This window comes from Pseudomonas sp. RGM 3321 (assembly GCF_022836805.1).
Lineage (GTDB): Bacteria > Pseudomonadota > Gammaproteobacteria > Pseudomonadales > Pseudomonadaceae > Aquipseudomonas.
Map to the genome: position 1 here is coordinate 1 of NZ_JALHBH010000084.1, position 14,179 is coordinate 14,179.

The window sequence follows — 14,179 nt, forward strand, 5'->3', positions numbered from 1 at the left end:
GCGCTGTTTTAAGGGAAATCGATGAGTTAAAAGCGGGAAAAGTCTGATTATCTGACCAGGCGAGCTTTTTTGAACCTGAGGCCACGAGGGCGTCAAAAATCGATGCCTATTTCAGACCTTCCTTAGGGCGTCAAGAGGAAATCGCTTCAAGTAAGCCAAACTCGAATAGCCCGTTCCGAAATCATCGACCGAAAGGCTTATACCATACGATTTTATATCCCGAAGCATTTCAACCGCCGACTCGGGATCGATCATCAGCATCGACTCGGTCAATTCGAACTCTAAAAGAGCAGGGTTGATACCGTACCCTTCAACGATATGTTTGACGGTCTCAGCCAGGCCTCTTACCTGAAGCTGCCTGACGGACAGATTGATGGCGATCGGTACCTGCCTGATATTATTCTCTTCCCAGCTTTTTATGGTTTCACACACGTTGCGGATAACCCATTCGCCGACAGGAATTATGAGGCCAGTGTCCTCAAGAATAGGGATAAACTCAGCCGGAGAAACCATACCCTGCTCCGGGTGATTCCACCGCAACAAAGCCTCCAAACCACTTATTCTGCCATCGGTGAGGCTGACCTTTGGCTGGAAATGTAGAATAAACTCATCACGATCAAGCGCACCTCGCAAGAGCGTTTCAGTTTGCAAGCGTCTGACTAAACTTTCGTTCATCGTGGCGTTATAAAACTTGTAATTATTACGACCACTTTTTTTCGCATGGTACATGGCGGTATCTGCATTCTTCAGGATAACGCCAGTGTCACGCCCATCAAACGGATAATTAGCGATGCCGACACTCGCTGAAACAAATACATCCTGGCCGTCCAGATTGAATGGTTTCCCCAACGCATCAACAACATGGGTCGCAAGGGTTTTTATAAGGCTTTCGCAATAAACATGATGTGTAACGACGATAGAAAATTCGTCGCCTCCCAGCCGCGCAACCACACTATTTTCATCAATGCAGTCTTTCAAGCGTCGACCCGCCTGTATAAGCAATTGGTCGCCCACTGAATGCCCCATGGTGTCATTCACTGCTTTGAATCTGTCCAAATCGATGAATATGACGCTTACTGCATCTGGCACTGACGTTTTCCGACTGATTATATCGCGCAGATAATTGCTGAGAAACCAGCGATTAGGCAGATGGGTGAGCGAATCATTTTCGGCCAGATAGATTAGCTTTTTCTTGGCGTCATACCGTTCAAGCGCGGCGGCCAACAGGTTAGCAAGTGTTTGAAGGTAGCTGACATCTTCACGTGTAAAAGAGTAGTCAGTGCGGGCATACACCCCAAGAACACCCTTGAAAACCTCCCTGCAGGATATCTCAATCTCTAGACCACCTCTAATACCGCAAGCCTCCACTGTTTCACCCGGCAGCAGCGTGTACCTGTTATCAGGTGTATCAGAATTAATGACGCACCCTGCGGAAGAAGCAGTACCGTTCAGAAAATCATTGTGGTAACCACTGCGGACTTCAACGTGATTCAAGCCAACCTCCGCGTTGAGGATGACCCCGTGACTCACTCGATCAACGACTAACAAAGCCGCCTTGCTCAATGTTAATCCTTGCGCTGCAGTCAGTGCTGCCAGCTCACCTAGCGCACTGACGTTTTCTTCTGTCAATGCCTGCTGACCAAACAAGGCGATAAGGTTTTGCTTTCTGGCGTTATCCAGAATCGCGACCTCAAACTCCTTTCGATCAGTAATATCGATATCGATGCAAATATATTTTTCAACGCCACCCATGTCATCGAGAATAGGTATTATGGTGCGTCGATGCCATGCGTCCTTACCGGTACGACCCGAAAGCCTGACCTCACCGTTCCACACCTCATTTTCAGGAGCCCATCGCCACGGCTCAGAGGCTGAAGACATACCGGTCCAGACTTCATCGATCGTCAACTCTAAAAGCTCAGCTCGCGAATGCTGTGAGCTTGTCACGAATCGTTCGTTAACGTAGGTGATACGTCCGGAGGCCGAAACTTCGCAAACGATTGAAACCTCATCCAGGGCATTTTTGTGCTGCACCAGAGTATTCATCAGCGAGTCGATACGCAGGCCAAAGTGATTGCGCATACTGGCGGCAGTGCGGTTTACCGCTTTTATAGCCTCCTGTATTTCCATGGGGGCATCAGCGACCAACATAGCTTCAGCTGCCACTGCGCCTGAAGCAATTTCTGCCTCGTAAGAATGAAGTTTTCCCAGATGAGCAAGCGAACGCTTGATCATGAACCCCATTAAAATCAAACTGATCAGTAAAAAAAATGCTGCAAACAGTGTGGCCTGAACCACCAGGCTATAGAGTTCAGTAGCAATTCTCTCGGCATTAAAAGACAGACGCATCACGCCATAATCTTTCCCGCCGACAGTGATCGGGCGATTGACATCGAATAATCTCGCAGCGACTTCGGACTCTATCCACGCAGGGGCCCTTCCAACAGGCGCACTGGCTGCCCGCAGGCGAATGACGCCACCCGACAGGTCAATGAACACGGCCGACTTGAACGGCGAGCGAGCCAGCGTTTTTTCGAGGGTCCTTTTGATGGTGTCGTAATCACCGATGACAACACTTTCCTCTACAGCTTGCGCGGCAACCTCTATCAGCATGTTAGCGGTGTCTTGTATCTCTTCAATGTGCTGAAGCAGCTGATTTTTATAAAACAGAACCAAGCCAGTCGTCAGAAAAGTCAGTATCAAAATAGATAACATCGTCAGGATGCGCGACGTCAGTGATTTGGGCAGCAGGCTTTTAAAGAAATTCATTAACAGCCTCTCCAGCTCAATGTGAAATTACTTACTTAAGGCTTGCTGGCAAGGCATTATAAAAATCACGATAGGACGCATAGTCCGCTTCCGTCGCAGGAATAAAGGTAATGGGTACGGGTGCATGGACTAACTCGGTCGCCTGACGAAGAATCCTGCTACCGTAAGGATCATGTTGCATATTAAAAAATGCGCTGGCTACCGCATCACGCTCTTTTTTAGACACTCGAGGGGATGCCATGAGGGCCAGGTCATTGAACGAGGCCGAACTCCACAGTACGCGGAACGACTTTCCTTCTCTCTCAGTGTAGCCGCTTACAAGCTGTGAGTTGGCCCCCATCGCTTGAGCCTTGCCACTAAAGAGTTGGCTGAACGCGCCATCCATGTTTCCGGCAAACACAGTAGACGTGTTGATCCCTTTCTTTACCAATTCCGAGCTTGTGACTTTATAAGCGATGAACGCTTCCGGTCCCGGATACACGACTTCCTTGCCCTCTAGCTCCGAAAGGCTATGAATTGGCGAGTCGGCAGGTACCACGATTTGCCCCTCGATGGCAGGCGCGTCACGGCGACCAAACACCTTCCAGCCCATCTTGTCGCGTTCCGGGCTAAAAAGATGGTTGGTGAACGCGAAGTCAACTTCTTGCGCGAGCACATAACTTGTTGTATCAGAGGAGGTCCGCCCTAATTTCAGCGTGAGATTCACACCGCTTTTTTCGGACACATAATTTATGATTGGATTCCAAAAACCGGCTGAAAGATTAAGATTGTATTGATTGACAGGCGAAAACTTGTAGACGTTCAGCTCTTCAGACGCGGCCATATTCGACAAAGCAAAAGACAGGGCGATCATTATAGCTTTGCAGCCTAGGCGTAAGTTCACTTGTCCACTCCACATGTATAATAACTTCTTAGTCAACGGTGATGGGCGCCAACTTAAGCCCAGCCATCTAATATTATCGGCCGAGGTTCTTGAATCTTAAGCAACGACGGCATGAAGAAATATTGATCGGCCAGCCGATACACCTGCCTGCTGCGTCCGAGCGATAGTCTCGAACTGTACAGGCCGAGGTGTCTTTTGCTGCATGACCATTGCCTTGGCCGCAACGTGCAGTACCCCGCAATGAGCTATCGCTGACGAAAGATCAAACAAAAAACCGCTCTTTCAACGGCACCAGTGCCGCCCCGATAGCCGCCGCATCGCCATTGGTCTCACTAAGCAACAACTGAGGCCGAGGCGGTGGCGCGTTGTAGCGGTGGACTCCCCAGAAAGCCGTCGCCGCAATCAGGCGTCTGCCCAGTTCGGGCGGCAATTGCCCGCCAAACACCACCGCCTGTGGATCGAACAGGCCCGCCAGTGCGTTAACCAGACGATCCAGGGTTGGTTTGACGCGTGCCAGCCAAGTGTCCACGCCGGGCCAGTCGGGGTCGAAGCGCAGGCGCAGGTCTTCGATTGAGTCCACCTGTACGCCGTTCTGATGCAATTCATCCAGCAGGTAACGCAGGGCCGGACGGTTTATCGACTCTTCGTCGTTGTAGAGGGTGATCTCGCCCGCGTTGCCGTGGCTGCCGAAATAAGGTTTGCCGTTGATCACTACGCCTGCGCCGAAACCGAAGTTGAACGACAGGTAGATGAAGTTGCTGGCCCAGGCCCCCACGCCTACCAGACTTTCACCGATGGCCGCAGTGGTGGCGTTGTTTTCCAGCCAGACCGGCATGCCGAAGCGCTCTTCGAGTATCGGTTGCAAGTCAATCAATGACCAATCGCGCAGCGGTTCGGGTGCGTTGATCTGGCGGTTCTCAAGAAAAAAACCGGCGATGGCGAAGCCCATACCAATCACTCGTTGCGCCTCGATGCCATTGCGCTGAAGCATGCGTTCGATGGTCTGATCCAGCGAATCCAGCGTGCTGTTGCGGCTCAACGGCGGCGTACGCAAGGTGACCTGTTCCAGCACATTGCAGCCCAGATCGGCGATGCAGACCACTGCCGAGTCGGTATTGATCGATACGCCGATGACATACACCGCCTCGTTGACCAGCTCAATGCGCGGGCTGGGCTGACCACGGCCGTTCTTCACTCGCTCGCCGCTGCGCAGCAGGCCTCGGCTGATCAGTTCTTCGATCAGGCGGTGCACCGACTGCTGAGCCAGGTCCATCTCGGTCGAAACCGTGGCGCGGGTGATCACACCTCGACGGCGAAGGATATCCAGCAATTTGCGTTCATTCAGGCTCAGCGGTTGGTGCGCATAAAGTGGCGTATCAAGGTCGAGGGGCATGGAATCTACAAATCAGAGGAGGATTAAAACAGTGGGCATATAAAGCAGTGTATCGCCCGCCACCCATTGCACACTTCCATCATGAAAATTTAATAAAAGTCGCGCAGGTCACAAATACTACACACAAGCTGTATTAAATGGCACTGAGTTCTCGTGGGTGTCCTCATGCCTTTCATCAGTAAGACGCTTTCCATGCTGGCACTGCTGCCGCTCGCTGCTCAGGTCTTCGCCACTCCAGCCGAGTTCTGGTATAGCCACGGCGGCGCGGCCGGAAGTGCCATTGCAGATTTGTGCAGAAGCTTCAATGCGCAGCGTGAGGATGGGGATCGCCTGCACTGTATCCGCCAGGGCAGTTATGAGCAGACGTTGCAGAAGACCGTCGCCGCGTACCGTGCAGGCATAGGCCCGGCGCTGGTCGAAATTTACGATGTGGCCACGCCTGACATGCTGCTGGGCGGAGCCACTCTGCCCGTCGAGACCATCATGGCCGATCATCAAAGAGCCTATTCCGACGACACTTTTCTGCCAGCCTTGCGGCGCTATTACTCCGATGATCACGGCGCTCTGGCGGCCCAGCCTTTTGCGGCGGCCACAGCCGTGCTCTATACGCACCGAAATGCCCTGGCCGCAGCCGGTATCAGCGAGCCACCCGCCACTTGGGAAGCATTTGCTACTGCCTTGCGGGCCTTGAAGAAAAACGGCCACACGTGCCCTGTCGTCAGCGAATTTTCGCCGTGGATCTGGCTGGAGCAGACCAGTGCAGCGCAAGGTACCGAAGTCGCGGTTCGCGCCGCTGGCACCGAACGCTATCAGTTCGACAAAGGCGCCCACCTGCGGCTGATGAACGATCTGGCGCAATGGACCGCCGAAGGTCTGGTTGTGCACGAGGATTCGACCCGCAGCGGCCAACAGGCGCTGGCGTTCGCCACCGACGACTGCGCCATGCTGATGGACTCCACCGGTGCCTGGAATATCGTGCACAGCACGCTCAAATCCGATATCGACGTCACAGCACTGCCGATCTACGCCAACACCCAACGCCGTCCCAACGCTCCCGGAGGTTCCTCGCTGTGGGTGATGCGTGGGCATGCCGCGCGGGATTACCGGCTGGTCTCGGAGTTTCTGGCGTTCGTACTGCAACCGGATAATCAGTTGGTATTCAGTGCCCGGACCGGCTACCTGCCAGTCACTCAGACAGCCGCAGCAAGATTGCAATTCGCAGGCAGAGAGGCGTCGGCCGTGATGGTCGGGCTTGCGGCACTTCACGACATCGACGGCCAGCCCTCTGCGCCTTTGCGCTGCGGTTTTATCACGCTGATGCGTCTTATCTGGTCGCAGGAAATGGAAAACGCGCTCGCAGGTCGGCAGAGCGTTGAACACGCCCTGCGTCAGACAACGCTGCGCGCCAACGAATTGCTCAGTCTGTTTCAGCAGATGCATCAGGCCCAGGCCAGCAACGAGTCAGACAGGGCAACGCCATGAAGCCTCGTGCGCATTTTCCGCAACCGCGCCTGGCGCTGCTGTTTGCCCTGCCCCAATTGCTGGCACTCGGGTTGTTCTTTTATTGGCCTGCAGTCCAGGCAATCTGGTGGTCGTTTCATCTGGTACCGCCCTTCGGCGGTAACGAAATTTTTGTCGGCCTGAGCAACTATTGGCGGGTGTTGAGAGACCCTGGCGTGCTCGCGTCGCTAGGCTCGACGCTGGTGTTCAGCCTGTCGAGCGTTGTGCTTTCGATCCTCATCGCACTGGTGCTTGCGCTGTGCCTTGAACTGAAACTGCGCGGCAACGCAGTGTTTCGCAATCTGCTGATCTGGCCCTACGCGGTATCGGGTGCCACCATCGGCATTGTCTTTCACGTGCTGACCAATCCGGTGATGGGAATTTTCGCCTGGCTCAACGCGATTGCCCCCGGCACCTGGGCACCCTATGCCAGCCCGATGCAGAGTATGTCGTTGCTGATCGTGGCGTATGCGTGGTGCCTGGTGCCGTTCAACTTCGTGATGCTGGTCGCCAGCTTGAAGTCCGTCCCCGATGACTACCTCGCCGCCGCCGCACTGGACGGAGCAGGCCCCTTGCGACGCATGCTCGACATACAGCTGCCGCTGATTGCGCCCTATCTGCTGTTCGTGTTTGTCATCGACCTGCTGGAAAGCCTGTCGAACAGCTTTGGGCTAGTCGACACCCTGACCCACGGCGGGCCCGGCGATACCACCAATGTGCTGGCCTACAAGATTTACACCGACGGTTTCATGGGCCTGGATCTGGCAGGCTCATCGACCCTGTCAGTGCTCATGCTGCTGGCGGTGGTGGCGCTGAGCGTCGCCCAATTCAAACTCTTGTCCCGCTTCCAGCGCCGTGGAGTGAAAGCATGATCGAGCGTCACCGCTTGCTCGATACGGGCGCTTATCTGCTGCTGACGCTCGGGTTGGTGTTCGCGCTGGGGCCGCTGTCCGTCGCAGTCTGCTCGGCAACGGTCAGCAACCCACAACTGTTCGCCCACGGCCTTGCGCTGATACCCGGCGACCAACTGCTGGAGAATCTGCAACAAGTCACCCGACGTCTCGACCTGCTGCGCTTGCTGGGCAATAGCCTGCTGGTCGCCACGCTGGTGGTGATCGGCAAGCTGACACTTTCGGCGCTGACGGCATTTGCCGTGGTGTACTTTCGCAGCCGCTACACCTCGGTGATCTTCTTTGCCGTGCTGGGCGCTCTGCTATTGCCGCTGGAAGTACGCATCATCCCCACGTATGCGGTGGCCAGCGACCTGCTCGGGCCGCTACGCAACCTGTTGCAATGGCTGGGCATCCAGTGGCTGCCGGTGCCGACCATCAACCTGCTCGACAGTTACACCGGGCTCGCCTTGCCGCTGATCGCCTCAGCCACCGGCACCTTTCTGTTCCGGCAGTTCTACCAGACTCTGCCCGCCGAACTGGTCGAGGCCGCCCGCATGGACGGTGCAGGACCCTGGCGTTTTTTTGTCGACATTCTGCTGCCGCTGTCGAAGACCAACTTCGCGGCGCTCGGCACGCTGGTATTCATCGGCGCGTGGAAAGACTACCTGTGGCCGCTGGTGGCAACCAATCGCGAGGACATGCGCACGCTGGTGCTGGGCGTGGCCAGCTTTCTGCCGACCGATGCAACCCAGGTCCCCGAGTGGAACCTGCTGATGGCCGCTGCTGTGGTCAGCATGCTGCCGCCCATCCTCGTCATTGCGCTCATGCAGCGCTGGTTTGTCAAAGGCCTGATCGGAGTCGGTAAATGAACGCGCTCACCCCTATTACCTGCGCGCCGGATATTATCCTCACGGACCTGCACAAAACCTACGGCACCGAGCGCATCCTTCACGGGCTCGACCTTGTTTTCAAGGCGGGCGAGCTTAACGTGATCCTCGGCCCGTCCGGGTGTGGCAAGTCCACGCTGCTGCGCATGGTGGCCGGGCTGGAAGAGGTCAGCCAAGGGCAGATCCTCATGGGTGGCCGTGACGTCACGCGTCTACCGCCCAAGGAACGCGGCTGCGCCATGGTGTTTCAGAACTATGCGCTCTATCCGCACATGAGCGTCGCCGACAACATCGGTTACGCGCTGAGGCTGGCACGCATCTCACGCAAGGAGCGCGAACAGCGTATTCGCGAGTGTGCCGGTTCGCTGGGGCTGGAGGAGTTGCTGCAACGCAAGCCCGGAGAGCTTTCCGGCGGTCAGCGTCAGCGCGTCGCGATCGGTCGGGCGTTGATCCGCAAACCGCCGGTGCTGCTGTTCGATGAGCCGCTGTGCAACCTGGACAGCGCGCTACGTCATGAAATGCGTCTGTTGATTCGCAGCCTGCACCGGCAGACCGGCGCGACGATCCTGTATGTCACCCACGATCAGACCGAAGCCATGACCCTCGCCGAGCGCGTGGTGATTCTCGACAAAGGCCGTGTCGAGCAGATCGGCACGCCTGCCCGGATCTACGATCAACCCGCCAGCACATTCGTCGCCAGCTTCATCGGCACGCCGCCCATGAACCTACTGCCGGTGCACTGCCTGGACGACAAGCTCTTGATGCTCGCCGATGGTCAACGCCTGCCCATCAAGCTCGGCATTGCCAGCAACCGGACCGGCAAATGGCTGATGGGCCTGCGCCCCGAGACCTTCATGCTCGATCAACAAGGCGTGACTGCCACAGTGGAGTCTTCAGAGAATCTGGGCAGCCACACGCTGCTGTATTGCCAACTGGCTGGAACGCGCTGCGTTGTCAGCCTCGCCGGACGGCAACACCAGATACCCGGCACCCAGGTTCGACTGGCGATCAATTCCACGCCCTTGCTGTTCGATATCGAGACCGGCCAGCGCCAGCTCGTGACCTTTTCCCACACCACCAAGTGCCCCCCCATGCTCAAACCTGCTCCCCTCGTCCGCTCGCCCCTGATTGCCCATCGCGGTGCCAAGGCTTACGTGCCGGAAAACACTCTGCTGGCCCTGGAAAAAGCTGCCGAATGCGGCGCCGAGTGGGTCGAGATCGACGTGAAGCTGACCCGCGATGGCCAGCCTGTCGTGATTCATGACGACTTGCTGGACCGCACCACCAACGGGCGCGGCGCCGTCGTGCTGCATGATCTGAAAGCTATCCGCACACTGGACGCGGGCAGCTGGTTCGCGCCTGAATTCGCCGGCTTGCAGGTCCCGACCTTTGAAGAGATCGTGGCCTGTGCGCTGCGCCTCAACCTGGGTCTGCAGGTCGAACTCAAGCCGACCATTGGCGACGATGTCGAGACGGCGGAAGTGGTGATGCCGATCCTCAAAAACCTGTGGCCCGCCGACAACGACCGGTTGTTCGTCTCCAGTTTTTCGGTGCGCTCGCTAACGGCCGCCCGACGCTTATGGAACGACGTACCACTGGCTATTGCCTCGGTGGTGGCGCCTGCCGACCCGGTCGCGCTGTTGGCCGAATATGACTGCCGAATACTTCACGTACTTGACGATATGCTCGATGACCATCACCTTGTTCGCCTGAAAAGCAGCGGCGTCGAATTCGCCGTGGCTACCATCAACAGCCCGAAACGTGCGCGCTACCTGCTGGAACATGGCGCACAGTCGATTCTCAGTGATTACCCGGACTTGTTGAACCTGCCGAACGGAGGCTGTCTGCAATGAACAACCGACTCAGCGTCGCCATGCACGCCGTAGAACAGGCCACTGGCCTGGCCATGGCGTATTTTAACGACCGCCACACCCTCGACATCACCACCAAAAGCGCGCAAGACCTCGTCTCCCGCGCCGACTTTGAAGTGGAACAACTGCTGCGTGCAGAACTGAGCAAACACTTCCCCGACGATACAATCCTCGGCGAAGAAATGGGCGGCGAATTCATCACCGACGGCTGGGTCATCGATCCCATCGACGGCACCGGCAACTACCTGCGGGGCACCCCATTGTGGGGAATCGCGGTGGCGTACATGTCGGCAGGCGAGCCCGAAATCGGCGTCGTCGCCTACCCGGCACTGGGCTACACCCTGGCAGCCCGCACGGGCGATGGCTTGCTGCGCAACGGCGTCCCTTTTATCCGCCCTCAACCACCCGAGCACCTGCGCATCGCCGGCGTTGGCGAAAACACCCGCTGGGACGCCGAAGAGATGGGCAAACTGCACTTGAGCCTGCGCCGACAGGGCTGGGGCCTTGCTGGTTATCGCTGCGCCACCATCGGCCTGGCGTTCGCCGCGCTGGGGCAAACGGATGGGTACATGGAGAAATTCACCAGCCTGTGGGACATCGCAGCGGGCGCGGTTATTTGTCGAGAAGCTGGATTGCTGTGCACGATTGAAGGCGAGCAGAAGCAAGGATCAATGACCGTGATGGTCGGGCGTGAGGAGTTGATGGGGATTTTTGGTGCGTAATGCGCCGGGCTAGTCGACGCAGTTTTCTGACTGCGTTTGTCCGCCTGCTGGCGTGTATGCCCTTCATCAACAGCAGGCTGCTGGCGGCAGAACCCTTTCCCGCATTGCGCCAGCCTGCAGCCGAGAAAGGTATTCGGTTCGGCTTTGCGGTTGATCCGGCAAAGCTTAATGACGATGCGGCCTATCGGCAACTGGTCGCCCGTCAGGCCAGCATCGTAGTGCCAGAAAACGCCTTGAAGTGGCAGACCGTCCACCCCGAACCAGACCGTTACAACTTCGCGCCCGCCGACGCAATCGCGGCGTTTGCGAAAGCGCATGACCAGCGTATGCGCGGCCACACTTTCTGCTGGCATCGCTCTTTACCCGACTGGGTTCACCACACCGTCACCCCGACGAACGCCGAAGCGGTGCTGACGGCGCACATCAGTACCGTCGCCAGCCATTATCGTGGCCTTATCAGCGCATGGGACGTCGTCAACGAAGCCATCCAGTTGGAGGACGGCCAGCCTGACGGGCTGCGCAATTCATTCTGGTATCAGATGCTCGGGCCTCGCTATATGGACATAGCCTTCAAGGCTGCGCACAAGGCCGACCCGGACGCCCTGCTCTGCTACAACGATTACGGCCTGGAAAAGGATACCCATTATGGCGAAAGCCGACGCACTGCCGTGCTCGCCATGCTGCGCGGGCTCAAGCAACGCGGCATTCCGATACACGGCTTGGGCATTCAGTCCCACCTGCGTGCAGGCGACACATTTGGTCCGGGCCTGTCTCGCTTTATTCTGGCAGTGCGTGATATGGGGTTGTCGATACACATCACGGAACTGGACGTCGACGACAGCCACTTGACGGGGTCTATCGCAGAACGCGATGGATCAGTTGCAGCGACTTATAAGCGGTATCTCGACGTGGTGCTTGCCACGCGCTCGGTATCTACCGTTATTACGTGGGGTGTTTGGGACAGCCCGCATGTTGCAGGCGCCACGGCCAGCAACGGGCCGTTGGCACAACGGGCATTGGCGTTTGGCCCACGAGGTGAGGTGAAGCCGGCGAGCTGGGTGATCGCACATTGTTTCGAAAACGCGCAAACACAGAAGGATGCGCGGTTTTAGGCGCACAGCAGCCTTCATGGCAGCAGTACCGCCAGAGCGGTTCAGCGCTTTCTGACGCCTGAAAACGACGAAGCCCCCGATATACGGGGGCTCTGGGCCTGAACGGCAGGTTCCAGCTATACCCTAGAACGGAATATCATCATCAAAGCTGTCGAAATCAGCAGCAGGCTGCGGCGCCTGTTGTTGCGGCGCTGGGCGCGCGTCGCGTTGTGGCGGCTGCTGGTTGTAATTCTGCTGAGGTGCGGACTGCTGCGGCGCCGATTGCTGTGGGCGCGACTGCTGTGGACGCGGTGCGGACTGGTTGTAGTTGCCGCCGCCCTGACCTTGTTGGGAGTCGCCTTGTGGACGGCCGCCCAGCAGTTGCATGGTGCCCTGCATGTCGACGACGATTTCAGTGGTGTAGCGCTTGATACCGTCTTTTTCCCACTCGCGGGTCTGCAGCTTGCCTTCGATGTAGACCTGCGAACCCTTGCGCAGGTATTCGCCAGCGATTTCGGCGACCTTGCCGAACATCGATACACGGTGCCATTCGGTCTTTTCGACTTTCTGACCGCTCTGCTTGTCAGTCCATTGTTCGCTGGTTGCCAGACTCAGGTTGGTCACGGCGTTACCGTTAGGCAAGTAGCGAACTTCGGGATCCTGGCCGCATGTACCGACCAATATGACTTTGTTAACCCCACGGGCCATAACGTTCTCCTAGGCTTCGCACGCTTCTGACGCTGGATTGACCAGCTTTTCGAGAGAGGCGCGATCCAATAATTTTGTGTCGAGTTTTATGTAGATGGCCGCCTCTTCAGCAACCACCACTGCATCTGTCACGCCTGCTACGGACATCAAACGCTCTGCCAGGCCTGCTTCACGCTGCGCCTGCGGCGACAACGGCAGACGTAGGCTGGTCACGTAAGGCGGTTCTCGCATGGTCACTGCGAAGGCGAGCCAGACGGCGGCCATGGCTGCACCACCAAGGAACACCACATCGAGCCCACCGTGCTGGAACAACCAGCCGCCCAGTATCCCACCTGCGGCCGATCCAAGAAACTGGCTGGTGGAATAAACTCCCATTGCCGTGCCTTTTCCGCCAGCCGGTGAAACCTTGCTGATCAACGACGGCAACGACGCTTCCAGCAGGTTGAACGCAGTGAAGAATACCACTGTCCCGATGACCAGTGCCCGCAACGTGTCGCCGTATGCCCAGAAGAATAGCTCAGCCAGCATTAAAACTGTGACAGCGCCCAGCAGAACGCGCTTCATTTGACGCTTCTTCTCGCCATAGATGATGAACGGGATCATCGCGAAGAACGAAACCAGCAAGGCGGTCAGGTAGACCCACCAGTGCTCTTCCTTGGGCAAACCGGCTTTTTCGACCAGCGCCAGCGGCAAGGCCACGAAGCTCGACATGAGCATGGCGTGCAACACGAAGATACCCAAATCCAGGCGTAGCAGGTCGGGATGACGCAAGGTCGCCCCAAGGGCCTGTCTGGCAACGCCGGATTCGCGGTGCATCAACGGGCCATTGGCCTTGGGCACCACAAACGCGACGATCAGAAGCCCCAGCAAGGCCATACCGCCTGTGGCCAGGAACAATCCCGAAAGACCGAACATGCCGGTGATCACCGGGCCGACCACCATGGCGATGGCGAACGACAGACCAATGGTCATGCCGATCATGGCCATGGCCTTGGTGCGATGCTGTTCGCGGGTCAGGTCAGAGAGCAAGGCCATGACCGCGGCGGAAATCGCGCCAGCCCCCTGCAGGATGCGCCCGGCTATGATTCCCCAGATCGAATCGGCATTTGCCGCCACCACGCTGCCAATCGCAAAAATGATCAGGCCAAGGTAAATAACCGGTCGCCGTCCGATACGGTCGGAAATGATCCCGAACGGAATCTGCAGCACAGCCTGAGTCAGGCCATAAGCGCCAATCGCCAGACCGATCAGTGCAGGGCTCGCGCCCGCCAGGTCCATGCCGTAGGTTGCCAGAACCGGCAAAACCATGAACATGCCAAGCATGCGGAACGCGAACACCAGGGCCAGACCGCCTGCTGCGCGGGTCTCGCCGCTACTCATACGCTCGCTGTGGGTATCGTGCATGGAATAACCTCGTGTGAACCGGCGGCGATTCTACCAGTCCCATCGTTGTACAGCACAT

At 57.3% G+C, this 14,179-nt stretch carries 11 protein-coding genes and 1 pseudogene; 7 read left to right on the forward strand and 5 right to left on the reverse strand.

Annotated elements, in window-relative coordinates; all coding sequences use genetic code 11:
* Positions 1-111: 111 nt before the first annotated feature.
* The 3 genes from RGM3321_RS02485 to RGM3321_RS02495 form a co-directional block, all read right to left on the reverse strand.
* Positions 112-2,769 carry an EAL domain-containing protein gene (locus tag RGM3321_RS02485; protein WP_244391445.1) on the reverse strand — a complete coding sequence of 886 codons (2,658 nt, stop codon included), beginning with the start codon at positions 2,767-2,769 and terminating at the stop codon, positions 112-114.
* Between the two features lie 31 nt (positions 2,770-2,800).
* On the reverse strand, positions 2,801-3,622 hold the full coding sequence (locus tag RGM3321_RS02490; protein ID WP_244391446.1) for a phosphate/phosphite/phosphonate ABC transporter substrate-binding protein: 822 nt from the start codon (positions 3,620-3,622) through the stop codon (positions 2,801-2,803).
* 292 nt (positions 3,623-3,914) lie between these two features.
* Entirely contained in the window at positions 3,915-5,045 is a 1,131-nt protein-coding gene (locus RGM3321_RS02495; RefSeq protein ID WP_244391448.1) for an ROK family transcriptional regulator, read from the reverse strand.
* Positions 5,046-5,210: 165 nt separating this feature from the next.
* On the opposite strand from RGM3321_RS02495, the gene RGM3321_RS02500 reads away from it, so the two are divergent.
* The 7 genes and pseudogenes from RGM3321_RS02500 to RGM3321_RS02530 all read left to right on the forward strand — a co-directional run bounded on the left by RGM3321_RS02500 (position 5,211) and on the right by RGM3321_RS02530 (position 12,030).
* Positions 5,211-6,527 (forward strand): extracellular solute-binding protein, encoded by a 1,317-nt coding sequence (locus RGM3321_RS02500; protein ID WP_244391450.1) that lies wholly within the window; start codon positions 5,211-5,213, stop codon positions 6,525-6,527.
* Positions 6,524-7,417, forward strand: a complete 894-nt coding sequence (locus tag RGM3321_RS02505) for a sugar ABC transporter permease (RefSeq protein WP_244391452.1) — start codon at positions 6,524-6,526, stop codon at positions 7,415-7,417. Before RGM3321_RS02500 ends, RGM3321_RS02505 begins: the two co-directional genes overlap by 4 nt.
* The gene (locus tag RGM3321_RS02510; RefSeq protein WP_244391454.1) at positions 7,414-8,307 is read left to right on the forward strand and encodes an ABC transporter permease subunit; all 894 of its coding nucleotides are present in this window, start codon (positions 7,414-7,416) and stop codon (positions 8,305-8,307) included. The genes RGM3321_RS02505 and RGM3321_RS02510 overlap by 4 nt, the downstream gene beginning before the upstream one ends.
* Positions 8,304-9,407: pseudogene (gene ugpC / locus RGM3321_RS02515) on the forward strand (sn-glycerol-3-phosphate ABC transporter ATP-binding protein UgpC); the annotation flags it as partial. The gene RGM3321_RS02510 and the pseudogene ugpC, both read left to right, overlap by 4 nt.
* A 9-nt stretch (positions 9,408-9,416) precedes the next feature.
* Complete coding sequence (locus RGM3321_RS02520) at positions 9,417-10,178, forward strand: glycerophosphoryl diester phosphodiesterase (protein WP_003400412.1); 762 nt, start codon at positions 9,417-9,419, stop codon at positions 10,176-10,178.
* Entirely contained in the window at positions 10,175-10,918 is a 744-nt protein-coding gene (locus tag RGM3321_RS02525) for an inositol monophosphatase family protein (protein WP_244391455.1), read from the forward strand. The genes RGM3321_RS02520 and RGM3321_RS02525 overlap by 4 nt, the downstream gene beginning before the upstream one ends.
* The gene (locus RGM3321_RS02530; protein ID WP_244391456.1) at positions 10,918-12,030 is read left to right on the forward strand and encodes an endo-1,4-beta-xylanase; all 1,113 of its coding nucleotides are present in this window, start codon (positions 10,918-10,920) and stop codon (positions 12,028-12,030) included. Before RGM3321_RS02525 ends, RGM3321_RS02530 begins: the two co-directional genes overlap by 1 nt.
* Positions 12,031-12,153: 123 nt before the next feature.
* Here the strand turns inward: RGM3321_RS02530 and RGM3321_RS02535 are convergent, their stop codons facing one another.
* Together RGM3321_RS02535 and RGM3321_RS02540 are read right to left on the reverse strand one after the other, a co-directional pair.
* Complete coding sequence (locus RGM3321_RS02535) at positions 12,154-12,717, reverse strand: single-stranded DNA-binding protein (protein WP_244391458.1); 564 nt, start codon at positions 12,715-12,717, stop codon at positions 12,154-12,156.
* A 9-nt stretch (positions 12,718-12,726) separates the two neighbouring features.
* Complete coding sequence (locus RGM3321_RS02540; protein WP_002555459.1) at positions 12,727-14,121, reverse strand: MFS transporter; 1,395 nt, start codon at positions 14,119-14,121, stop codon at positions 12,727-12,729.
* Positions 14,122-14,179 lie beyond the last annotated feature (58 nt).